The 23,121-nt window shown below is 39.5% G+C and carries 21 protein-coding genes; 10 read left to right on the top strand and 11 right to left on the bottom strand.

Going from position 1 to position 23,121, the window contains the following annotated elements; genetic code table 11:
* Window positions 1–276: 276 nt before the first annotated feature.
* The 3 genes from ahpC (at window position 277) to FTU70_RS05010 (ending at window position 1,959) form a co-directional block, all read left to right on the top strand.
* A complete protein-coding gene (gene ahpC / locus FTU70_RS05020) occupies window positions 277–840 on the top strand; it encodes an alkyl hydroperoxide reductase subunit C (protein ID WP_004973058.1) in 564 nt (187 codons plus the stop codon).
* Between the two features lie 345 nt (window positions 841–1,185).
* Window positions 1,186–1,503, top strand: coding sequence for a hypothetical protein (locus FTU70_RS05015; RefSeq protein WP_225530638.1), 318 nt, complete (start codon window positions 1,186–1,188; stop codon window positions 1,501–1,503).
* A 249-nt stretch (window positions 1,504–1,752) separates the two neighbouring features.
* Complete coding sequence (locus tag FTU70_RS05010; RefSeq protein WP_004973053.1) at window positions 1,753–1,959, top strand: hypothetical protein; 207 nt, start codon at window positions 1,753–1,755, stop codon at window positions 1,957–1,959.
* 87 nt (window positions 1,960–2,046) lie between these two features.
* Here FTU70_RS05010 and FTU70_RS05005 read toward each other — a convergent pair whose 3' ends face one another.
* On the bottom strand, window positions 2,047–2,265 hold the full coding sequence (locus FTU70_RS05005; RefSeq protein WP_004973051.1) for a DUF1653 domain-containing protein: 219 nt from the start codon (window positions 2,263–2,265) through the stop codon (window positions 2,047–2,049).
* A 251-nt stretch (window positions 2,266–2,516) separates the two neighbouring features.
* Here FTU70_RS05005 and FTU70_RS05000 point away from each other — a divergent pair, with 251 nt between their 5' ends.
* Window positions 2,517–2,861, top strand: a complete 345-nt coding sequence (locus FTU70_RS05000; protein ID WP_004973048.1) for a hypothetical protein — start codon at window positions 2,517–2,519, stop codon at window positions 2,859–2,861.
* A gap of 403 nt (window positions 2,862–3,264) precedes the next feature.
* Here FTU70_RS05000 and FTU70_RS04995 read toward each other — a convergent pair whose 3' ends face one another.
* Window positions 3,265–3,780 (bottom strand): hypothetical protein, encoded by a 516-nt coding sequence (locus tag FTU70_RS04995; RefSeq protein ID WP_180060203.1) that lies wholly within the window; start codon window positions 3,778–3,780, stop codon window positions 3,265–3,267.
* Window positions 3,781–3,939: 159 nt separating this feature from the next.
* Between FTU70_RS04995 and FTU70_RS04990 the strand changes: the two genes are divergently transcribed.
* A complete protein-coding gene (locus tag FTU70_RS04990; protein ID WP_180060202.1) occupies window positions 3,940–4,986 on the top strand; it encodes a nitronate monooxygenase family protein in 1,047 nt (348 codons plus the stop codon).
* 49 nt (window positions 4,987–5,035) lie between these two features.
* On the opposite strand, the gene dusB is transcribed toward FTU70_RS04990, so the two are convergent.
* A complete protein-coding gene (gene dusB / locus FTU70_RS04985) occupies window positions 5,036–6,061 on the bottom strand; it encodes a tRNA dihydrouridine synthase DusB (protein WP_180060200.1) in 1,026 nt (341 codons plus the stop codon).
* 83 nt (window positions 6,062–6,144) lie between these two features.
* Between dusB and FTU70_RS04980 the strand changes: the two genes are divergently transcribed.
* The gene (locus FTU70_RS04980; RefSeq protein ID WP_218946820.1) at window positions 6,145–7,350 is read left to right on the top strand and encodes a DUF1615 family protein; all 1,206 of its coding nucleotides are present in this window, start codon (window positions 6,145–6,147) and stop codon (window positions 7,348–7,350) included.
* The gene (locus FTU70_RS04975) at window positions 7,317–7,964 is read left to right on the top strand and encodes an HAD-IB family phosphatase (RefSeq protein WP_004973036.1); all 648 of its coding nucleotides are present in this window, start codon (window positions 7,317–7,319) and stop codon (window positions 7,962–7,964) included. The genes FTU70_RS04980 and FTU70_RS04975 overlap by 34 nt, the downstream gene beginning before the upstream one ends.
* Before the next feature lie 292 nt (window positions 7,965–8,256).
* Here the strand turns inward: FTU70_RS04975 and FTU70_RS04970 are convergent, their stop codons facing one another.
* A complete protein-coding gene (locus FTU70_RS04970; RefSeq protein ID WP_180060195.1) occupies window positions 8,257–9,351 on the bottom strand; it encodes an acyl-CoA desaturase in 1,095 nt (364 codons plus the stop codon).
* A 13-nt stretch (window positions 9,352–9,364) separates the two neighbouring features.
* The gene (locus tag FTU70_RS04965) at window positions 9,365–10,435 is read right to left on the bottom strand and encodes a ferredoxin reductase (protein ID WP_180060193.1); all 1,071 of its coding nucleotides are present in this window, start codon (window positions 10,433–10,435) and stop codon (window positions 9,365–9,367) included.
* Between the two features lie 154 nt (window positions 10,436–10,589).
* On the opposite strand from FTU70_RS04965, the gene fabR reads away from it, so the two are divergent.
* Complete coding sequence (gene fabR / locus FTU70_RS04960; protein ID WP_180060191.1) at window positions 10,590–11,270, top strand: HTH-type transcriptional repressor FabR; 681 nt, start codon at window positions 10,590–10,592, stop codon at window positions 11,268–11,270.
* A 77-nt stretch (window positions 11,271–11,347) separates the two neighbouring features.
* Here fabR and FTU70_RS04955 read toward each other — a convergent pair whose 3' ends face one another.
* The 6 genes from FTU70_RS04955 to FTU70_RS04930 form a co-directional block, all read right to left on the bottom strand.
* On the bottom strand, window positions 11,348–12,157 hold the full coding sequence (locus FTU70_RS04955; RefSeq protein ID WP_180060189.1) for an alpha/beta fold hydrolase: 810 nt from the start codon (window positions 12,155–12,157) through the stop codon (window positions 11,348–11,350).
* A 411-nt stretch (window positions 12,158–12,568) separates the two neighbouring features.
* Window positions 12,569–15,406 carry an RNA polymerase-associated protein RapA gene (rapA, locus tag FTU70_RS04950; protein ID WP_180043816.1) on the bottom strand — a complete coding sequence of 946 codons (2,838 nt, stop codon included), beginning with the start codon at window positions 15,404–15,406 and terminating at the stop codon, window positions 12,569–12,571.
* Between the two features lie 146 nt (window positions 15,407–15,552).
* Window positions 15,553–16,197 (bottom strand): RluA family pseudouridine synthase, encoded by a 645-nt coding sequence (locus FTU70_RS04945; RefSeq protein WP_180060187.1) that lies wholly within the window; start codon window positions 16,195–16,197, stop codon window positions 15,553–15,555.
* A gap of 486 nt (window positions 16,198–16,683) precedes the next feature.
* Window positions 16,684–17,985 carry a glutamate-1-semialdehyde 2,1-aminomutase gene (gene hemL, locus FTU70_RS04940; RefSeq protein ID WP_180037635.1) on the bottom strand — a complete coding sequence of 434 codons (1,302 nt, stop codon included), beginning with the start codon at window positions 17,983–17,985 and terminating at the stop codon, window positions 16,684–16,686.
* Window positions 17,986–18,018: 33 nt separating this feature from the next.
* Entirely contained in the window at window positions 18,019–18,639 is a 621-nt protein-coding gene (gene thiE, locus FTU70_RS04935; protein WP_180060185.1) for a thiamine phosphate synthase, read from the bottom strand.
* A 642-nt stretch (window positions 18,640–19,281) separates the two neighbouring features.
* Window positions 19,282–19,665, bottom strand: a complete 384-nt coding sequence (locus FTU70_RS04930; protein WP_004973016.1) for a DUF962 domain-containing protein — start codon at window positions 19,663–19,665, stop codon at window positions 19,282–19,284.
* A gap of 241 nt (window positions 19,666–19,906) precedes the next feature.
* Between FTU70_RS04930 and FTU70_RS04925 the strand changes: the two genes are divergently transcribed.
* Window positions 19,907–21,373, top strand: a complete 1,467-nt coding sequence (locus FTU70_RS04925; protein ID WP_180060183.1) for a CYTH domain-containing protein — start codon at window positions 19,907–19,909, stop codon at window positions 21,371–21,373.
* A gap of 204 nt (window positions 21,374–21,577) precedes the next feature.
* Complete coding sequence (locus FTU70_RS04920) at window positions 21,578–23,044, top strand: CYTH and CHAD domain-containing protein (protein ID WP_180060181.1); 1,467 nt, start codon at window positions 21,578–21,580, stop codon at window positions 23,042–23,044.
* Window positions 23,045–23,121: the final 77 nt, after the last annotated feature.

Genomic DNA, 23,121 nt, shown 5'->3' with positions numbered 1-23,121 from the left:
ATCCCCCCTTGAATTTCAAAATAGCATCCCCATATAGATGTATGTTCACCAATTGCTTGAAATGGGTTGTATTTGAACCTGAAAAATAGGTTGTCATGCAATCATCATCATTTTGAGGCCTAATAAAGACTCAATAATACTGTGATGAAAGTGTACGCTTTTTACATACTCATTTGTTTTTCCGATGCTAGTAATGTAAAAATACCATTTCAGCAATAAAACAAAATTAGATACTCTATTGCCAACGAAATACAAACCTTAATCATGGAGACAATGATGAGCTTAATTAATACTGAAGTTAAACCATTTAAAGCAAATGCATACCACAACGGTCAATTCATTGAAGTAACTGAAGCTGATCTTAAAGGCAAATGGTCTGTAGTATTCTTCTACCCTGCTGACTTCACTTTCGTTTGCCCAACTGAGCTTGGTGACCTTGCAGACAACTACGCAGAATTCCAAAAATTAGGCGTTGAAATCTATGCAGTTTCTACTGACACTCACTTCACGCACAAAGCTTGGCACGATTCTTCAGAAGAAATCAAAAAAATCCAATACGTAATGGTTGGCGACCCAACTTGGACGCTTTCTAAAAACTTCGAAGTATTAATCGAATCTGCTGGTCTTGCTGACCGTGGTACTTTCGTAATTGATCCAGAAGGTAAAATCCAAATCATCGAAATCAATGCTGGCGGTATTGGCCGTGATGCTCAAGAACTTCTTCGTAAAGTTAAAGCAGCTCAATACGTTCACGCTCACCCAGGTGAAGTATGCCCAGCTAAATGGAAAGAAGGTGATGCAACTTTAGCCCCATCTATCGACCTAGTAGGTAAAATCTAAGTTTTAGATTAAACCACTCAAAAAAACCACGCATATTTTGCGTGGTTTTTTTTAATCAGAACATCACCCTTTTCTACCTTATTTATTCATATTTCATCTCTAGAATAGAAAATGTAAAAACATTACAACACTACAATCGAATCTGTACCGGTAACAGTTGTGAGATTTATTTTTGAGGGCTGTTCTATGAAAAAATTATTTTTACTTTCAACATTAATAGCATTTTCAGTGCCAGCTTTAGCTGATTTCAACTGTAATGGCAGCATTAAAAATCGAACTATTGATGATAATGTCAAAGTGCATAAACAATGTGTTCTTGATCATGTGACTATTAAGGGCAACCTAATGTTGCATTCCAACTCACATACGGCAATTAAAAATAGTACGATTGATGGCAATTTAGAATCTAAAGGAAACTTTAGTCAGGTTAATGCACATGCCAACCGCATTGATGGCAATATCCAACTCGAAGATGGGCGTAACATCCAACTCACGTCAAACCGTGTAAATGGCAATATTCAACTTAAAGATAATTCAGGCTCAATCGTTGTAAAAAATAACCGCGTGAATGGCAATTTAGAATGTGAAGATAACCGCGTAAAACCGACTGGCGGCACAAACCGTGTTTCTGGTGACAAAGAAGATCAATGTCGTCATCTATAAAATCTAGTCTTTCAATCATTTTATTTAAATGAATGACTATTCATGTGCAAAGCATAAACACCACATCCTAAATGTGGTGTTTTATTTCGCTTCATAATAGTTTTGTCGTTTTTGGCACGTTTAGGTTGCGCAAAAAACTTATATTCAAAAGTTACAATTCTGTAATACTTTTTAGCAAGCACTTCACTTATGTTCAAAATAAGCAGATTTATTCTGTGAAAAATAATATAAAAAATAAAGGAGTTGCTTATGGGTAAAACACTTGCCGTGACATCCTGGACATACAGTGCATCTTCACGTTATTTAAAAATATTTTACGAAAATGGCTCTGGGGATTTATTCCATCCTGTACCACAATTTATTTATGACAACTTATTAAGACGCAGTGATAAAGCAGCTTTTGTGAGTAAATATTTAGCATACGATTTAAGCTTTAACCGTATTTCCATTCAATAATTGATTTTATTAAACTTTGAGCATCCACATAACGATCCAATCTAAAAATAGATTGGATCGTTTTAAATAGGTAAATAACTTCAAATATTAATACACTTCTTGAATCAATTTAAAGCGTTCCTGTTCACGGTCATCATCCAAAGTAATACTCTCCGTGAACATATCAAGCGGTCTGGCCCAAATAGAATAATCGCCATATAAGCATTGATAAACCACCAATTTCTCTTGGGTTTCACTGTGTGTAGCCACATGCAGCACTTGATACAATTGCCCTTTATAATGTTGATAAATCCCTTTTTTAAGCATTTTACAATCCCAATCTTACAGAATGGCATTACTGTACAATAAAAACTGTAACCATTCTTAAGATTTCACCTTATCAGAAAAAATGAATCGCATCGGCATATTTTTCTCTAATTTATCGTTCTAATCTACACAACAAAAAAATATCTAAACCCATTACATTATTTGAACAATTTTAAGCTTCAAATTGATTGTTTTTTGGTTATATTCGCATTATCCCATCTTAAGTGGATGTAAAAAAAGGAAACATGATAATGAATAAACTTCTTATTGCTTTAGGTCTTGCTGCCACTGTAGCACTTGTAGGTTGTGCAAAAGAAAAAGCACCAGAAACAGGGGCAACTACGGGTGAACACTTAGAAAACGCTGCGGCTCAAGCTGCACATGATGCCAAAGATGCAACACATGAAGCTGCTACTGCTACAGCAACTGCGGTAGATAACGCAGCGCAAGCAACTGAAAATGCTGCACACAATGTTGCAACAGCAACAGAAAACGCAGCTGATGCGACTGTACAAGCTGCTAAAGATGCAACTGCTGCGACTGCAGGTGCGGTTGAACAAGGTGCTGCAAATGTGAAAGAAAAAGCACAACAATAATTTGATTGTATAAAACAAAAACTCCTGAGCAAGTTCTCAGGAGTTTTTTATTCAGCACGATTTAATTAGGGTCTGTTGACAATTCGTCTATGTTTGCGACATGAGAGATATATCTCGCAAGGTTTTTTAGCTGATATAAGGCATGGGACAGGAAATTTACTCATTCTAAATGACTGGCACATAACGTAATAGCAGCAAAAAATATGCTTGTACCCTTGCGCAGCAAACAAAGCAGTGCTTTGTTTTTGCTCATGTGGCTAAAACTTTCACAGATTGCGTTATAAAACTTGAAAATAAACCCGTTATTCCCTGCGTTTCATGCCTAATCTGCTCAGTTTTAGCCTACAGCGCAAGCCATTTATGAAATATCAACAGACCCTAGTAAACCTAAATCCTGCCGCAACTATAACGCCGCTTTTAAATTACAACCATAGCCCATGGTCTGTTGTACTTGGCGGTAACTGGTGTAACGATTCAAAATAAAATCATAATAAGATTCTGCATTGACAAAATTTTCAACCAAATTTTCCTGCTCTGCACGCGGTAATTTTACATCTTTGAGAAAATCTAGATTGTAATGTCCTAAACGATATAACTCAGCAAAATGACCATTCATCATATCGCAATAAGCAATTTTAGTCGGCTTTAAAGCAGTACTGGCGACTAAATGCTGATTTAAAGTTTGTAAGTTATTTACATCTAAAGGGAATTGATGTGCAAATGCGATATTTTCGACTTGTTTAAATTGTTTGAAGTCTTGCGCCAATTTGACATTTAAAGCATCTATACGCTGTTGTAATGCAGTCGCATCCTGAACCTGATATTGCTTTGGATCAATTTTTACTTGAGTTTGCTGTGGATTGCTACACGCACTTAATCCACACACCACAAGCAAACCACCATAAACGAAAGGCTTCATTAATTTACTCATCAATTCATACATCAGGCTTATTATGCCTGAAAGCATCTGCAAATTTAATGATATCGCTCATCTTAATATTTAATAAAGAAATGACGGATATGATTTGCCAATCTACCTAGAGTTGGGCAAAGTAGATAAAAACATGGAGTAAATAATATGACCTTATTAGAACAACTGAATATAAAGCATCCTATTTTTCTTGCTCCAATGGCTGGCGTTTCTACTCCCGAACTTGCAGCCGAGGTTTCTAATCAAGGTGGTTTTGGCTCACTCGGTTTAGGTGCAAACACGGTAGATGCTGCACGTGAGCAAATTTTACGCACTCAAGAACTGACTGATTTTCCATTTCAGGTCAATTTCTTTTGCCATGAATCAAGTCCACTAAATGAAGTCGCTGCACAAGCGTGGATTGCACATTTTCAGCCAATCTTTGAACGCTATGGCGCAACTGCACCGAGTCAACTAAATTGTATTTATCCAAGTTTTAAAGACCATGATGGATATTTAGATCTTGTACTAGAAACTAAACCACAAGCCGTCAGTTTTCACTTCGGGATTCCGCATGCGCATCAAATTCAGGCTTTAAAAGATGCAGGAATCATTACTATGGTTTCAGCAACCAACTTAGCCGAAGCTCAAGCCATTGAAGCAGCGGGAATTGATGTCATTATCGCCCAAGGCATTGAGGCAGGTGGACATCGGGGTATCTTTAACCAAACTTTTGATAGTGCAATTAAAACCAGCGATTTAGTACAACTGATTCGTGAACATTGTACCCTGCCAGTGGTTGCCGCAGGTGGCATTATGAATGGTCAGCAAGCACAGTTAATGCTGAAATTGGGCGCTTCTGCGGTACAGCTGGGTACAGCCTTTGTGCAATGTAAAAGTTCCAATGCCAATCCAGCTTATCGACAAGCTTTATTTCAGCAAAACATTACTCAAATTACCGACAGCATCTCTGGACGTCCTGCCCGTGGTTTAATTAATCATTGGCATACACAGGTAGATACACCAAATCGTTTAACTGTGCCCACCTATCCATATACGTATGATCTTGCAAAACAGTTGCATGCAGCAGCCGTCACACAAGGTGAGCAAGGTTATGCGCCATTCTGGGCAGGCAGTAATGTTAGCCAAATTCGTGAATTAGAAGCTGCAGATTTAATTAATCAGTTGGTTTTAGAAATGATTCACGCACGCTAAATATAGGTACAGAAAACTCAACCGTGTATCACGGTTGAGTTTTAATTTTTTACTTTGTATCTAATAAGTTCACCGCTTCAACCTGCACATCACTCATGATTTCACCATGCGCAAGTAGCTGATTAAAGTAATCTTCCACTACTTTATATTGCTCTGCCGTACTTTCTACTTGATACATACTTTGACGAAATTCATTACTTGAACGTAAACCTTTGGTGTACCAAGCAATATGTTTACGTGAAATGCGACAACCTGAATATTCACCATAAAATTCATACAGCTCAGCTAAATGTCCTAATAGGACTTTTTGAACTTCTGCAATACTCGGTGCGGCAAGCAGCTCCCCCGTTGCTAAATAATGTGCAATTTCCCGAAAAATCCACGGACGCCCCTGTGCTGCACGTCCAATCATAATCGCATCTGCGCCTGTATAGTCCAAGACATATTTGGCCTTTTCAGGGCTATCTATATCACCATTGGCAATCACAGGTATCTGCAACATACTTTTCACGTCTTTAATGAGTGAGTAACGTGCATGATTTAAATACATATCTTCACGGGTACGACCATGCAAAGCTAAAGCGGCAATACCAGCTTGTTCCGCACGCTTTGCCACACGTAAGATATTTTCCTGACCATTTAAAAAACCCAAACGGGTTTTAAGGGTTACAGGTACATCAACTGCAGCAACGACAGTATCTAAAATACGTGCCACCAAATCTTCATCTTGCAACAAGGCAGAACCTGCTAACTTATTACAGACTTTTTTGGCAGGACAGCCCATATTGATATCAACAATTTGTGCACCATTGGCGACTTGATAACGTGCGGCTTCGGCCAAATCATGCGGGTCTGAACCTGCAATTTGTGCAGAAATTGGTGCAAGTTCCCCATCAAAGTTGGCACGATACAAACTCTTTTTACTCATGCGCAAAGTTTTGTCAGATGTCATCATTTCACTGACCGCATGCCCAGCACCAAAGTATTTGCACAGTGAGCGAAATGGCCGATCTGTAACACCCGCCATTGGGGCAACAATCAAATTATTTGACAGTTGATAGGGACCAATATACATATATATTCTTAACTTTAATGATTGGCATAGTATACTGCATCTGCCCTTTGGGCTCATCCATTTGGAACGAGTTTTCCCTATCTATGAAAGACACTGTATTCACTTCTTTGATGAAACCCTTCAGCGTGCTCGCCTTATCCTTAAGCTTAGCAGCCTGTGGAGACAGCGCGTGGTGGTCTAAGGACAATGAGCCAACCTTGGAAGCAGAACACATTCGCAAACTGATTCCTAACCGTGTCAGTGAACGCAGTGCTTGGGCTAAAGATATTTATGATATTTCTGAGCAATTGGGTATTCCACAAACCAAAGAAAATATGTGCACCATCATTGCCGTGGTGGATCAGGAATCGAACTTTGTAGCCGACCCTCAAGTCTATGGTCTGGGTGAAAAAGCAGTTAAAGAAGTGCAAGACCGTTTGGATGAGAAATTTAAAGATAAACTGGGCGAAGCCATTGGTGGTACGGTTGCAGGCTATTTTCAGGATGTACTGAAAAACCACCCAAGCCCTGAAGATAACTATTTAAGCCAAATGCGTCGTGTGAAAACCGAACGTGAACTGGATGAATTGTATCGTGAAATTTTTGACTATATGGCCAAACATTATCACGTGTCTGCGCTAACAGGTGCTGCCAAACTGTTTGGACAAAATATTGGCGAAAAACTTAATCCAATTACTACTTTAGGCTCGATGCAAGTACATATTAGCTATGCCAAAGAGCATAAACGCCAAAGCGGTAACATCGCAGAGTTACGCAGCGATCTATACACTCAATATGGCGGATTATATTACGGGATTCATCGTTTAATGATGTACCCTGCCGATTACGATCAACCGCTATACCGCTTTGCTGATTATAACTCTGGCATGTATTCGAGCCGCAATGCCGCATTCCAAAGCATGCTAAATGATTTAACTGAAGCAGAATTAGATTTAGATGGTGATTTGCTACTTTATACTAAAGATGGTAGCGTGCGTAATGCAAAGAGTGAATCCGAACGTGAATTAATTGCTGTTTTTTCAAAACATAATATTTTAGTCACCCCACGACAAATTCGTGCAGACCTAAAAAAAGAAAAAGAAAAGAAATTTGAAGATACTGCGACATATTTAGCAGTCACGAAACTCTATAAAGCGCAAACGGGCAAAGAGCCATTTTATGCCATGATGCCGCAAGTGGTCATTTCAGGGCCTAAACTGAGTCGAGATTACAACACCAATTGGTTTGCTACGCGAGTCAATGGACGTTATAAAACATGCATGCAAAAAGCCAAAAATATAAAAATCTAGCCCTATTTGATTTTGATGGGACCCTGTGCAGCAAAGACAGTTTTACAGGGTTTATTTTCTATGCTTTATCTAAGCGGCATATTTTTAAGCAAGGACTTAAAATCTTGCCTTGGATTCAGGCTTACTATTTAAAAGTTTATCCTGCACATGCCATGCGCCCTAAATTGTTTAATGCTATGTTTAAAGATGCAAATACAGCTGAAATATTAGCACTTGCACAGCGCTACGCAGTAGATTTAATACATGATCTTAACCCACAACTATTACAACAATTAAAGCAGCATCAATTCAATGGAGATGAAGTGGTGGTTGTTTCTGCAAGTGTAGATATTTATTTACAGTATATTTGTCAGCAGTTAAATGTCGCTTTGATTTGTACTGAAACAGCAATTGAAAAGCAGCAATTTACAGGGCGATATTCAACACCTGATTGCAGTCAGGAACAAAAGAAAATACGGATTTTAGAACAATATGATTTAGAAAATTATGCTGCTATTTATGCGTATGGTAATAGTGATGAAGATGATGCCATGCTGAGTTTAGCGACTTATTCTTATATGGTGGGTAGTGATCATTCATTGCCAGAAATTGTAACTTATAAAAAACTGGCTTGATTTTGATGAATGATATAATAAAACCACAATTTGAATTGTGGGTTTTTTAAGTTACATGTAGCGGATGCCGCCTATGGTGATTACTTTTTTATACCCAGAATAGAAAATAAAAATAGAGTTTTCTCTTAATAAAATAGCTGATGATTCTGCATAAAAATAACGACTACAACACCTAAAGCAATAAAAAAGGTGACACTTTACAGCATCACCTCTAATTCAAAATAGAAGTATAGTTTTAAACCAAGATCAATCACTTAATCTATTCGTACTAAACAACTCATTTGTAAGTCACTTATTTCTTAAATGGAAAAGCATATTTCACAATACGTTTAAGCACACTGCCGTACTGTTTAACTAAGCTCGCATTGTTGTAGTTCAAGCCATACTTTTCACACACAGCTTGTACTTTTGGAGCCATTTTACGATAGCGACGTGCAGGAATATCTGGATATAAATGGTGTTCAATTTGATGGCTTAAATGTCCTGTCAAAATGTGGAATGCTTCAGAACCTGTAAGATTCGATGAACCACGAATTTGACGCATATACCAGTGACCACGGCTTTCGTTTTGCATCACAGACTTTGGAAATACTTCTACATCCTTCGTAAAGTGACCGCAGAAAATAATGCTGAATGTCCAAATATTACGAATACCATTCGCAACCAAGTTCCCTGTAAACACTGGTAAAGCCGAAGGGCCTGCAATCAATGGAAAGAACACATAATCTTTAAACAATTGTTTTCCAATTTTCTTCTGCATAGGTTGCCATTCTTTTTTGGCTTGGGCTTTGCTTTTACGGCCATTCAAAATTTTACCAATTTCTAAATTCTGAATGGCAACACCCCATTGGAACAGTAAGCAGAAAGGAATACTGTATAAAGGTTGCAATAAATAGCCTGATCTCCAGCGCTGTTCTGGGAACAAACGCACCAAACCATAGCCAATATCATCATCCATACCTTTAATATTGGTATAAGTATGGTGTTTAAAGTTATGGGTTTGACGCCAGTTGTCTGAAGTACCTACCGTATCCCATTCATAACTTGCACCATTGAATTTAGGATCATTCATCCAGTCATACTGACCATGCATGACATTATGACCTAATTCCATGTTTTCCAGAATTTTGGCAAAGCCTAACAAGCCTGTACCCAAAACCCATGCTGGCGGGAACCATCCTGCGAACAATAAGGCACGACCTGCCATTGAGCTATAACGAATGGTTGAATAAACACGGCGGATGTATTTGGCATCTTTTTCACCAATATCATCCAAAACTTCTTGTTTGATGGCGTCTAATTCACGTGCAAGCTCATCTAATTCAAATTGAGTGAGTTCACGGTTTTTAGGATTGCGGAAATATTCTATTTTTACTGGCATATTCATAATCGGAACTCGCTTATAAATCAATAATTAAATCGGTTTGTGCTGAATTGACGCAGATTTTCAATTGGTTATTCGGTTCGCTATTTTGAACACCATCGACCAAGTTTTTCGTTGAACCTTCAGCTTTGTTACATACACATTTATGGCAAATTCCCATACGACAGCCGTATTTAGGCTTAATATTTTGCTGTTCCAGACTTTCTAAAATGGACTTGCCTTTTGGAATGGTGACAATCTTTTTCGATTGGGTCAGTGTAACTTGTACCAAACCAACATCGTCACTTAACACAGGGGTCATGCTAAAAGCTTCTGTTTTCAGCAAAGCAGCTTGTGCAAATAATTGTTCAGCTTGCGTGGTAAAACCCGATGGGCCACATGCAAACACTGCACTTTGCTCGATTTGTGCCAAGTCTTGTAAATGTTCTGCATTTAAACGGCTGTGCGCCACACTCGGCTCTTGGGTATAAAACACTTGAAATTTAAAGTTTGGATATTGCTGTGCCCATGCTTCAAACTGTGCTTTAAATGCTGCGTCTACAAAGGTTTTTACCCAATACATTAAAGTTACTGGAGTGCTACTAAGACGACCAGATTTTGCCATGTCTTGTACCAGACTATACATCGGTGTGATACCGCTACCTGCTGCCAATAGAATTAAAGGCTGGGCTTGTGCAGGCAATTGCATATCACCATAAGGCGCACCAAACTCTAAAGTATCGCCAACTTTGGCTTGCTCAACCAGCCATGTGCTGACTTTGCCCTGATCAACTTTTTTCACTGTCAACAAAACGTGTTGTGCATCAAGCTGAGTCAAACTATATGTTCGCTCATAGCGTACGCCCTGAATTGTCACATAAACAGGATGATGCTGCCCTGCTGCACCAACTTGGAGTCTTTTATTGAATTGCAAAGTGAAACTCACCACACCTTGTGCGGCAATATCTTTTTTCACAATTTTGCCGAGTGACTGATTCACCGACCATAATGGATTAATTTTTTGCAACCAGAAATTTGCTGCATAAGGGTCTAGTACTGCAGTTGCAATACTGGTTAAGGGAGATTTTCTTTTTTCAGTTAGCTGCATGATTCAGCACCACCCGATGAAATTTTAATTATTATACACATGTATATATATTTGTATATACACCTGTATTGTTTCTAATCATTTCACAAGTACTGGCGCAACCGCTATAATGCCTCTAAGCTTATAAATTATTGAAAATATGACTCAGCCTGCCATGAAAACAAACCATGATGTGACTTTTCCAGAATCTGAAACGGTTCATGAGCCTCTTGTCGTGCGTACGGCTGGGCGTAAAGCTACCATTACCAAACAAGAATTATTTCAGGCAGCATTAAATTTAATTGGCCCACAAAAAAGTATCGCATCTTTAAGTTTACGTGAAGTTGCACGTGAAGCAGGCATCGCACCAAACAGTTTTTATCGTCATTTTAAAGATATTGATGAACTCGCGATTGAACTGATTGATCGTGCAGGTGTGGTGTTGCGTCAAATTCTGCATGAAGCACGTTTAAAAGCATCTAAACAAAACAGTATTATTCGTAGTTCGGTTGAAGTATTTATTGAACAATTAGATACCGATGAAGGCAATTTAAGTCTGCTATTACGTGAAGGTTATACGGGTTCAACCTCTTATAAACTTGCTGTTGAACGCCAGCTGAATTATTTTCAGCAAGAATTACAAGATGATTTAATTCGTTTAGAACGTTTAAATAACAGCAAGTTAGCGCATCCCGATATTGTCGCAAAAGCCATTACCCAGTTGGTGTTTAATATGGGCGCTAAAGTCATTGATATGCCTGCGACTGAACGTAAAGAAACCGCTGAACAAACCATGACCATGATTCGCATGATTTTAGAAGGCGCACGACATTTGGATGATGCCAAAATTCGTTAACATAACACAGGATAAATCGGGCGATTTTCCTGAATCAGGTCACGCCCGTTTGAGCATTTAATTGTTAGACTTCGCTGTTAAGCGTGTTGTTTTTGAATTAATTGCTGCACATGTGTTGCCGTGGTTTCAGGATTTTCCAAAGGAAACATGTGTCCTCCCTCGACCACACTAAACTCAACTCCATAAGTTTTTTGCATGCCTTGCGGTAAACCTTGCAAATAAAATGGGCTATGCCTTGCTGTAATTAAATGCACAGGTACATCTGGGGCTTTGCGTGGTGTGCGCCACCACCATGCAGGTACGGTTCTAAAAGTTTCAGCTTCTACCCGTTTTGGAATTGTTAAAGTCACACCACCTCTTTGTGCATCGACTTGTATGCCGCTGGCAAAATAATCTTCAAAACATTGTGCATCAAATTTTTTAAATAAACGGTTATGCCGCAAAGCTTGATAGGCTTCTGCATGGCTAGCCCAATGATCTCGACGCTTCATGGTCACGGCGGCAGGTGTGAGTTGATCTACATATTTCAGTTTAAATTTTTGTAAAATTTCAAATAATGCCGACTTCGATCCAATCACAAAAGGTGGATCCATAATAATCAATTGAGAAAATAAATCTGGACGCTGATAGGCACACATCAGGGTTAATAATGAACCAAAAGAATGCCCTAAACCAATCACTTGTTGCTTTGGAAACTGCTGCTCAATGTCCTGAATCACTTGATGAATCAAATAGGTCCACTTATAGGTCACAGGAAATTCTGCTTGCATACCAATCAGTGGAATTGCCTTTAAATGATAATCTGCTTCAAAACATTGAAAAAACTTTTGATAACTGGCAGAAGGAATACCATTGGCATGGGTAAAATGAATTGCAGCTTTAGTCATTTAAAATACGCTTAAAAGAAGAATATCGGGTCTGTGACTTGATCTATGCGTACGCGCTTACAGATTCAACACTTGGCACATCAATCATAGATAAAAGATCAACAGCCTTTAAACTACGCATACCACTGGGTTTTGCAAATGACCGGAATGCTGAAAAAGATGAATTATGAGTCATTTTAATGACACATAAGCACTGGTTGCTACTTTGTTTAAGTCTGTGATGTGAAAAATCTCGCACAAAATTTTTATTGCGATATTAAAAAAGCACCCGCTAAACTGCTCCGTAAAAATGAGGCGCAATGCCCAACTTAAAACGTGCAATTTAGAAGATGCCAAATATTTAAAAAAGTGATTGATTAAAACCGACTCAATACAAATACACCGTCTAGACACCTGTATTGAATGCACTCTTTATGGCTTTACCACCACCATCACCTGAATTGCTTCAGGCGTGACCGACAAACCATCTAATAATGCAACACCTTCTTTTTGCAATTTCTGTAAACGTGTAATTTCATCTTCACGAATACTTGGGTTAAATTGCTTCAAATAGCTTAAACGGTCAATTTCATATTGCCATTTTTTGCTATATACATCTTTAGCTTGTTGCTTAAATTCAGGCAATGCAGCTTTAGCCAACTCCAAAGCCTGTGTATAACGCGCTTCAATCGCGTCACGGCGTGCTTTCACCACTTGACGACAACTGTTGCCATCTAAATGATGCAAATAAGGTTTTAAAATTTCAGGGGCAATTTTTTGCGATAAATCCTGCCCTTTTTCGCTCAATAAGACACGAATGAGTTGCTGTGGCAAGCTTGATGGCAAATTCAGGGCTTTAGGTGCAATGACATCCACCTTAAACCAAACTTCGAGCAACACAGAACCTTGTGGCAAAGCGGCAGATTTTAATACCGCAACGTTGGTGCTACCAAAACCTTGTGTATTGATCATTTCCATCACGCTTTCTGTGAATGGATGCTCTAGGGTCAAATACTGTGCATCTTCACGAATTTGCGCCTGATCCCGATAGAACGTCGCGGTCATGCCTTCTTCGTCTAAGGTCAAACCTTGCACTTGCATTTGATCAGTTGGTTTAATAATCACCGTGCCATTGCTTTGTTCATCGAAGTCAATATTGGTCGATGCCATAAAGCGCTTCATAAACATAGGCAACGTGGTATTGTCGTCGTAATCTTCTAAAGCTTGTACAATTTCCTGCGCCACCACAGGACGGCATGAGTTGTATTCCAACAAACGATCTCGTCCAGCTTGTAATTCAGCTTCCAAAGCTTCGCGCTGCACGCTGACTGCTTCCAGCAAATCTTCAAATTGTTGTCCTAAATCTGCCAATAAGCAGTCTTTTAAATCGACAATAAAGTTTTCCTGCAAGGTTTGTGCAGTGGGTGAAATATTGCTGAAAATATTGAGTGCTTCGTTATACCAACGGAACATACGTTCTTGCGCAGTCCCCACCAAATACGGCACATGAATTTGAATACGGTTTTCTTGACCAATACGGTCTAAACGACCGATACGTTGTTCTAACACGTCGGGATTGGCAGGTAAGTCAAACAAAATCAGGTCTGATGCAAACTGGAAGTTACGCCCTTCTGAACCAATTTCGGAACACAATAAAATTTGTGCACCATAAGAATCTTCTGCGAAATATGCTGCCGCTTGGTCACGTTCTAACAAGCTCATGCCTTCATGGAACATTGCAGTACGAATACCTGCATGTAGGCGCAGCGCATTTTCAAGGGCTTCTACCACAGGGCCGCTACGCGCAATTAAAAGCACTTTTTTATGTTTTAAGTCGCTACGCAAACGCTCCATTAACCACATTACACGCGGGTCAGTTTCCATCCAACTGCCATCGAGCTGTGCTTCTTCTGGCCACATTTGTTCACGTAATTTACCATCTTTAGACCAGTTTTCTGGCGCAGGTAACGGCGCAGGCTGACAATCACGACCTGGGAAACCTTGAATTGCTTCACGGGTATTACGGAACAAAATACGCCCTGTACCATGACGGTCTAATAATTCGTGGATGGCACGGAAACGCTGCTCTGGGTTATCTTCAATGCGATGTCCCAACAAGCCTTCCAGTGCAACCAAATGGCTTTCTTCCAATGCGGCATCTGACATTAAGACTTCGGCAATTTTTGCCGTATGTTGATATTGCGCTTCTTCATCCAAGAAACGGTCTAGTGAACTAAAACGCTGCGGATCGAGTAAACGTAAACGCGCAAAATGGCTTTCTACACCCAGTTGCTCAGGCGTTGCTGTAAGCAATAACACCCCTGCGGTTTGTTCGGCTAATTCTTCGACCAGATCATAACGGTCATTACCACCTTCTTCTTCGCTCCACATTAAGTGATGCGCTTCATCGACCACCAGCAAATCAAAACCTGCTTCTAGGGCTTGTTCGCGTAAGTCATCGTGGTCAATCATTAAATCGACTGAAGCAATGATGCATTGTTCGGTCAAGAATGGATTCAGGTCAGGATCGTGTTCTTTAATAGATGCCGTACGGGTTAAATCAAACAAAGAGAATTGCAGATTGAAACGGCGACGCATTTCAATCATCCACTGATATTGCAGCGAATCAGGTACCAAAATCAGGATACGTTCCGCACGTCCTGTTTTGAGTTGCTGATGGATGATCAAACCTGCTTCAATGGTTTTACCTAAACCAACTTCATCTGCCAATAAGACACGTGGCGCAAAACGCTTACCGACTTCATGTGCAATATAAAGTTGATGTGGAATCAAACCTACACGCGAACCCACCAAGCCGCGCAGTGGGCTACTTTGCATATTGGCTTGCATCAACAAGGCTTCAATACGCAAGTCGTACCATTCTTTATAGTCAATTTGGCTGGCAAGCAAGCGGTCTAAGGGTTTTGAAAGTTGGATACTTGCACCAATACGGGTTTCATTCAGTGATTTCTTTTCTTCACTGCCATCTTGCAAACGACGCACCACGTTATAACGCAATACGCCATGGCGGTCTTCGACCGATTCAACCGTCCACGCATTGCCTTCTTGGTCTTGAACTTCATCATTTACATTAAAAATGATACGCGATAAAGGTGCGTTATTGCGTGCATAGACACGGGTTTCATCACTTTTAGGGAATAAAATGCTGACCGATCGCTCATCTACATCAATCAGAACACCAAGTCCTAATTCCGTTTCTGTGTCTGATAACCAACGTTGACCAATAGCAAACTGCTGCAATTTTTCCACCTTTATTTAGAAGTTAGGACGTATAAATTTTTGCGCAAAACCTGCTGAGTATTTGAGCAAAAATTCAGGGCGTATAGCAATATATTTTGACATAAAGCGCACTAAAAAGAGAGCCTAAAGCACAGGCTTTGCGTAATCTTTTTCGCTTAAAATGGGACTGGGCAAGTAAACTGTACACGTTGCTCAGTTTGTGGATGCAGAAAACTTAATTCTACTGCATGTAAACACAAACGAGGCATGAGTTGTTGCTGTTCGGGCGTGGCATACAAAGTATCACCAATAATTGGATGACCTAAATATTGCATGTGTACTCGCAGTTGATGCGAACGACCTGTGATAGGCGTCAGTTGCACACGAGTCACAATTTGCCCCTGCAATTCAAATTGCTCCAATGCACGCCAATGCGTTAACGCAGGTTTGTTATGGGTTGCATCTGCAATGTGTAATGGAGGATGTGCAGGATCATAGACAACAGGCACATCTACAGTGCCTTCACCTTGCAGTTGCCCTGCCACCAATGCCTGATAGGTTTTATCGGTTTGGCGTTCTTGAAACTGACGCGAAATTTGTTTTTGCGCCCATTTCGTGAGTGCAAATACCAAAATACCCGAAGTATCACGATCTAAGCGATGAATCAGCAAAGTGCGCGGCTCAATTTTAACTAGACGACTCATCACACAATCTTGCAAATCTGCTGTTTTACCTGGAACGGTGAGTATGCCAGCGGGTTTATGTATCACCATAAACTCATCGTCACGATGAATCAGGTGTTCGCTTAGAAAATTACTCAATTTCAATTCCGGGCCGATCGTGAAAACAAGGCGGCAATAATAAAAAGCCTGACACAGAATTACAATGCAAAATACATCAATTCCCGATGAATTTTCCGATTTACATTCCTGAATCAGACAATCTGCTGAATTTTAAATCAGCCTGCTTTTAGAAATGTGGGTTTTATAGCATGCAGGAGGCTTTGTTGCATAAATATTTTTTAAGATACTGTTTTAAAGGTTTTTAAAATTTGGATAGAAAAATACAATGAAATCATAGTGCAAGATAGTTGCACAACAAAGCCGTTCTGAAGCTATATCTTTGATGGCGGGAGCAAATGAAGTAATAGGATTCATATTTAGTTTGACCAGGCTATTTTAGTGTTTAACAAGACGCTGATCTAAGCCTTTGATATTAAATTGAAGAGTATATCTTCAATTTAACCTAAAGCATAGATATTTTGGAGATATCTATGCCTTTTAGGACAGTGTTAAGCAGAGGTCAAATTACGCCTTCATTTCCGCAAATGTTTCTTTTGCAGCTTGAATGGTGTAGGCAATATCTTCATCACTATGCGCAGATGAAATAAAGCCTGCTTCAAAAGCAGATGGCGCCAAGTTCACACCACGTTGCAACATTCCGTGGAAGAATTTACGGAAAGCATCGACATCGCAATTCAGCATAGAATCAAAACTGGTGATGTCATCTTGGTCAGTAAAATACAAACCAAACATAGCACCGACTTGTTGCGTCTTGAACGGGATACCTGCTTCATCTGACGCAGCTTGTAAGCCTGCCAACAATTTTTCCAGTTGCGCAGTTAAATTTTCATAAAAACCTTCGGCACGTAAATGTTTAAACATTTCAATGCCCGCACGCATCGCCAACGGGTTACCAGACAAAGTACCTGCTTGATACACCTTACCTAATGGCGCAATACATTCCATGATTTCGCGTTTACCACCAAATGCACCTACTGGTAAGCCAGCACCAATAATTTTACCGAGTGTGGTCAAGTCTGGTTTAACATTATAATGCGCCTGAGCACCGCCTAAGCCAACACGGAAACCTGTCATTACTTCATCAATAATAAAGACTGAGCCGCGTTCATCGCAGACATCACGAATTGCTTGCAGGAAACCATCAATTGGTTTAACCAAGTTCATGTTGCCCGCAACTGGCTCAACAATCACCCCTGCAATTTCAGCACCAAACTTTGTAAAACATTCTTTTAAGGTGGCGATATCGTTATACGGTAAAGTCAGCGTATGTTTAGCAAAATCGGCAGGAACACCCGCAGAAGTCGCTTCACCTTCACCACTGGTTAAAAGTCCAGAGCCTGCTTTGACCAACAGCGAATCTGAGTGTCCATGATAGCAACCTTCAAATTTGACGATTTTGTCACGACCTGTATAACCACGCGCCAAACGAATTGCGGTCATGGTGGCTTCTGTACCTGAGTTGGTCATGCGAACCAACTCAATTGAAGGCATAATTTCGCAAATAATATCGGCCAAAGTCGTTTCATGCACCGTTGGCGCACCAAAACTCAAACCATCTTCAGCTGCAGCTTGCACCGCCTGAATAATAGCAGGATGGGCATGACCTAAAATCATTGGTCCCCAAGAACCTACATAGTCGACATAGCGTTTGCCATCGACATCGTACAAATAAGCACCTTTGGCTTTTTCAATAAATACAGGGGTTCCGCCTACCCCGTTAAATGCGCGTACAGGTGAATTGACCCCACCTGGAATATGCTTATTGGCTTGTTTAAACAATTGTTCTTGCTTTGGAGATAAGCTCATGGAGGCACTCAACTTAAAAGATAAAATTAAAAATTAGGCTTCTGCATTAAAAAGAGCAGACCAATCATAAACTCGCTGTGCAACGGTGTGCATCGAACGAACCAATACATCACTCACTACTGCACACAAATCTACACCTGCATCAATCACAGGTTGACTATTTTCGACCGTTAAACCACCAATGACACAAATAGGCACATTCAAATTTTGCTTAGCATGCTGAATGGTATCTAGGCTGACCTGACTCGCTTCTGGTTTGGTTGGTGTTGGATAGACTGCGCCGAATGCCACGTAGTTAGCACCATCGGCGATGGCTTGTTCCGCCAGTTTCAATGAGTTATTACAACTGCGACCAATCAGAACATTTTTAGGTAAACGCGCGACCGCTTCAACAATTGAACCATCGTCTTGGCCCAAATGCACGCCAACGCCATATTTAACCGCTGTTTCAAGATCGTCATTAATCACAAAAGGAACTTTGTATTGATCACACATCGATTTCATATATTCAATTTCGTATGCCTGCTGAGCTTGAGGCACATTTTTACGGCGATATTGCAACACCGCGACTTCATAAGTTGCCATCGCCCCTTCTAATTTTGCCAAAAGCAGTTCGATAGGATCATCATTGGTAATCAAATATAAACCGCGCATAATCTCAGCCACAAATAATACAAGGTCTGTATTATTACACATTCAGGCGGCATGTGTCAGAACCTCAGGCTCAACAAGTTTTTTTATATAGGCTCTATAAGCTTCTATTTTGTTTGGGTTTTATTGAGTCAAAAACTTAAAAATACCAAATTCTAGTGATAGCGCTAAAAGATAGATTTAGCTTTAATTGAACTGCGCAAAACAAGAACTGCAACCAGTTCAATAAGATATGGATTTTAAAATCCATACGGGTGACTACAGCGAATAACGACATATTTAGGTCGCCCATTTAGACACATGATCATTTGTGCCAGAGCGCATGTGGGGATGCGACAAATGATCATGTGTCTATATTTTTTCATGCCGCTCTATCAGTAACCTGCTTGCTCTATATCCTTGCTTAAAGATGAATGATTTCTGATTTAACACCATTCTGAATATAATTTTTCACATAAAAAAAGCCTAGAGAAAGGTCACTCTAGGCTTGGAAAGTCACAAACTTTTATCAATAAATTTGATGACACATTATTAGAATATTCACTCTATCATTTCAACAAAAAATTAATTTTATTTGTACATTTTTTATGAAAATAATCACATATCGTTTAGTTTTTGCCTAAACGGTATAACTAAGCGCTCAATTCAACTTGGAATTTTATCTTTAGCACGATCTTGCAAACTTAAATGACCACGTAAAACATCTGCAAACATCCGCCAGTCTGAAATAAAACTATACACAGGCTGTTTAAAACTGGCAGGTTTATTTTTTTCAAAAACAAAGTGCCCGACCCATGCACAGGCATAGCCTGCTAGCAAACCATAGAGTACATATTTGGCTTTTTTCTGGCGTATGGCTTTGCTCACACAATATAAACCGATACTGCTGCCAACAACGTGCAAACGACGGCTCATGATGTTGCGGTGTTCAGTTAAATAAAAACGGTAAAATGTTGAATAATCCTGAATTGGCAATTCAAACTTGGGGTCTGGTGTCGGCTCAAATTCGGGCTTTGATGCTGCGTTCATGTTCATCATCCTGATGTTTATAAATTTGAATTATTTTTGCTACGCTCAACGACACTTTAAACTAAGCCAAAATAAAAACCAAACACTAAAAAGCCAGGGTCAAGTCTTACTTCTTGACATATTTTGGTTACAATCAAATGCACTTTTGCAAAACCTCGGTTCTGCAATTTTCACACATTTATAATACCAATTTGTTTGCCATTGCTTTGGCACAACATGCTTTAGGTTTAGGATATTTTTCATGGTCGAAGTTGAATTAAAATTTCAAATTCCAGTCGCACGTCGCACGGCACTACTCAAAACTTTAGACCCGAAAAAATCGACCCAGATTCCATTAAAAGCACGCTATTTTGATACATCCACACACCGTTTGTCCCATCATGGTATGGCGTTAAGACTGCGTTTAGAAGGCGAGCAATGGGTACAAACTTTAAAAGCGGCAGGTCAAAGTCATTTTCATAGTTTTGAACATAACCATCCGCTTGCAGCAACTGAAAATCCAGATACCCCACCTCAACTTGATCTGCAAATTTATCAAAACATTCCCGAAGCACAACAATTGCTAAATCAAGCTTTGGGGCAAAATTGGGATCAGTTAAAACTACAGTTTGAAACTGATATTCAACGTACCTCACGACTAATGACCATTGAAGATACTGACATTGAAATCAGTTTAGATGTTGGTCACATTCGTTGTGCAGGTGCCGAAGTTGAAGTACATGAGGTTGAGTTTGAACTGAAACAAGGTTCAATTCAGCAATTGCTAGCATTTAGTTTTGAATGGGTTAAAAAATTTCATTTATGGTTAGATGTACGCAATAAAGCAGAAATTGGACATTTGCTTTCTGTGCAGCAAAAAGTCAGCCCTGCGGCTCAGAGCAAAGAATTTCAATTCAGTAAAAAAGACCATGCCGACCAAAATTTACGCCTGTTAATTGCACAACAATTACAGCATTTATTGCCTAATATTGCCGCAATTTCTGCACAAGTTGCCGAGCAAAACCATATTGATCAGGCGCAGCTTGCTTTGCAGCATTTACAACTAACGCTGTCCTTATTTAAAGATTGGTCTAAGCATTTAGGCGACAAATGGGCCATGCAAATTGCAGCATTTAAACAACATTTTGATCACTTGAAGCATTTAGAACACATGCAAGCCACACTCGGCGCGTTTTTACAAAACCCGACGACTGCAGAAAATCTAAAAAAAGATACCTTATACGCCCAAGAAAAATTGGTCAATTTAGTCCGGTCAACGCAAAACGTGCATCACTATTTAGAATTATTGATGTTTAGTTTAGATGTGAGCGCTGACTCGGGTTTAGACTTAAAAACTGCCGCACAAAACACATTGCAACAGCAATATAAGCAGTTACATGAACAATTACAGCACAGTGATATTCACGATTTTGAAAGTTTAGATCAACTGGCTTTGCGTATTCAGGAGCTAAAATTCAGCTTCCCAATTTTGACGAATATTTATGATGTAAAAAATTTGCAGAAATATAGCAAATCATTGAATGATGCTCAGCTTGCAGCTCAGGAATATCAAGTGTTGGCATCCTCTGCAGGATATATTCAACAAACTGAATTGGAAGCGAGCGACTGGTTTGTTTTGGGTTGGCTAACAGCAAAACAGGAAGTGTATGCACAGCGTTTATTGGAAGCGACTGAACAATTTATGGTGAGCCGTAAATTCTTAAAATAAGTTCCCTTAATATCCTCAAAACACTCGCTAAAAATACTGCAATACAACGGCAGCCTTTTGAATATTCCTTCGGCTGCTTTGAATTAAAAACTGAATACAAATTATTTTCTTTTTCAAGCTTTTGTTCACAGCTCTCCCCTTGTTCATTTATAGATTTACACTATAGTTAATAGAACGTATCTTTTTTCATCGAGGGAATTCCCGATGTCTGAAATAGAGTTGAAATTTCAAATTCCACATAATTATCGTGCGGCATTCGAAATAGCATTTAAAAAGAACAAACTAGTTCAACAACAACATTTATGGGCTAAATATTATGATAGTCCTGACCAGCACTTAGCCAAACAACGCATTGCCCTGCGTCAGCGTTTAGAGGGAGATATTTGGCGACAAACTTTAAAAGCGCCTAGTCCACAACATTATGAACGCTTTGAGCTTGAACATGAGTTAGGACATGATGCGCCTGAATTGTGTGATTTGGCATGTTATGAAAATCATAAACAAGCTCGGAAGATTTTAAAAAAGGCTTTGGATGGTTCAAAAGTCAATTTAACTCTGCAGTTTGAAACCGATGTTTTACGCTACAGTCAATTGGCACATTATAAAAACAGCCAAATTGAAGTTGCTTTTGATTTAGGTGAAATCCGACAAGGTAAAAATTCGATTGAAATTTACGAAGTTGAGTTTGAACTGAAACAAGGTGAAATTGCAGATTTAATTGCCTATATTCAGCCGTGGATTAAAAAATATCATTTATGGCTCGACACACGTAGTAAATCGCAGCGTGGCAATATGCTGTATAACAATGAAACCATGATTCCTGTACAGCAGCAAAGTGCTTTACAATTGCAACACCCCGAAAATATGCATGAGTTGTTGACACAAATTACTCAGAATTGTTTGGCACACTTGCTACCCAATGCAGCTGCGATTGCCAGTCAAGATTATGCCAGTGGGCATGTGCATCAAGCACGTGTTGCAATTCGACGTTTACGCAGCGCCTTAAAAATCTTTGCTCAATATGATGCACTGGCAAATCACAATTGGGAAAGTCAATTGGCTAGCCTCTTTCAGCAGTTAGGTTCGACCCGCGATCAAGATACTTTGCGCGAAAGTCTGATTCCGCAACTTGAAAATGCAGGCTCACCTATTACTGAGCTACCCCCTGGAGCATCTAAAAATATTGCGATTGATGCAATTTTCCGTTCACCAAGCACAACCTTATTACTGTTACAACTTATGAGTTTTGCACATTCGGCTGCGATTGCAGATGCAGAATCAAAACCATTCAAAAAAGTATTACGTAAACGCTTGCAGAAAATGCATCAACAAATTTGTGATGATACAGGTCATTTCCAAACCTTGGATGTGGAATCTAAACACCGCACGCGTAAGCGTGTAAAACGTTTACGCTATACCGTGGAGTTTGTGAGTAGTTTATTTGCAGAAGATGACGTCAAAACGTATTTAAAAACCCTAAAACCATTACAGGAAACTTTAGGGCATTTTAATGATTTAATGGTGGCACAAGGTCTATATGAAAGCCATGCTCAAACTGAACCGAAAACATGGTTTGTATTGGGTTGGATTGCGTCGGAAGAACGTCATATTTCCATACAGATTGAACAGGATTTACAGCAGTTTGCTGAAAGTCAGCCTTTTTGGTCGTAGTTGAAGTTTGATCATCAATCAATGATCACATTTAAGCTCAACAGGGATTCATTTCATGTTGAGCTTATTTTTTATAT

It is taken from the genome of Acinetobacter sp. YH12135 (assembly GCF_013418565.1).
In the GTDB taxonomy this organism is placed as follows: Bacteria; Pseudomonadota; Gammaproteobacteria; order Pseudomonadales; family Moraxellaceae; genus Acinetobacter; species Acinetobacter towneri.
This window is presented reverse-complemented; position numbering and strand designations above follow the sequence as displayed.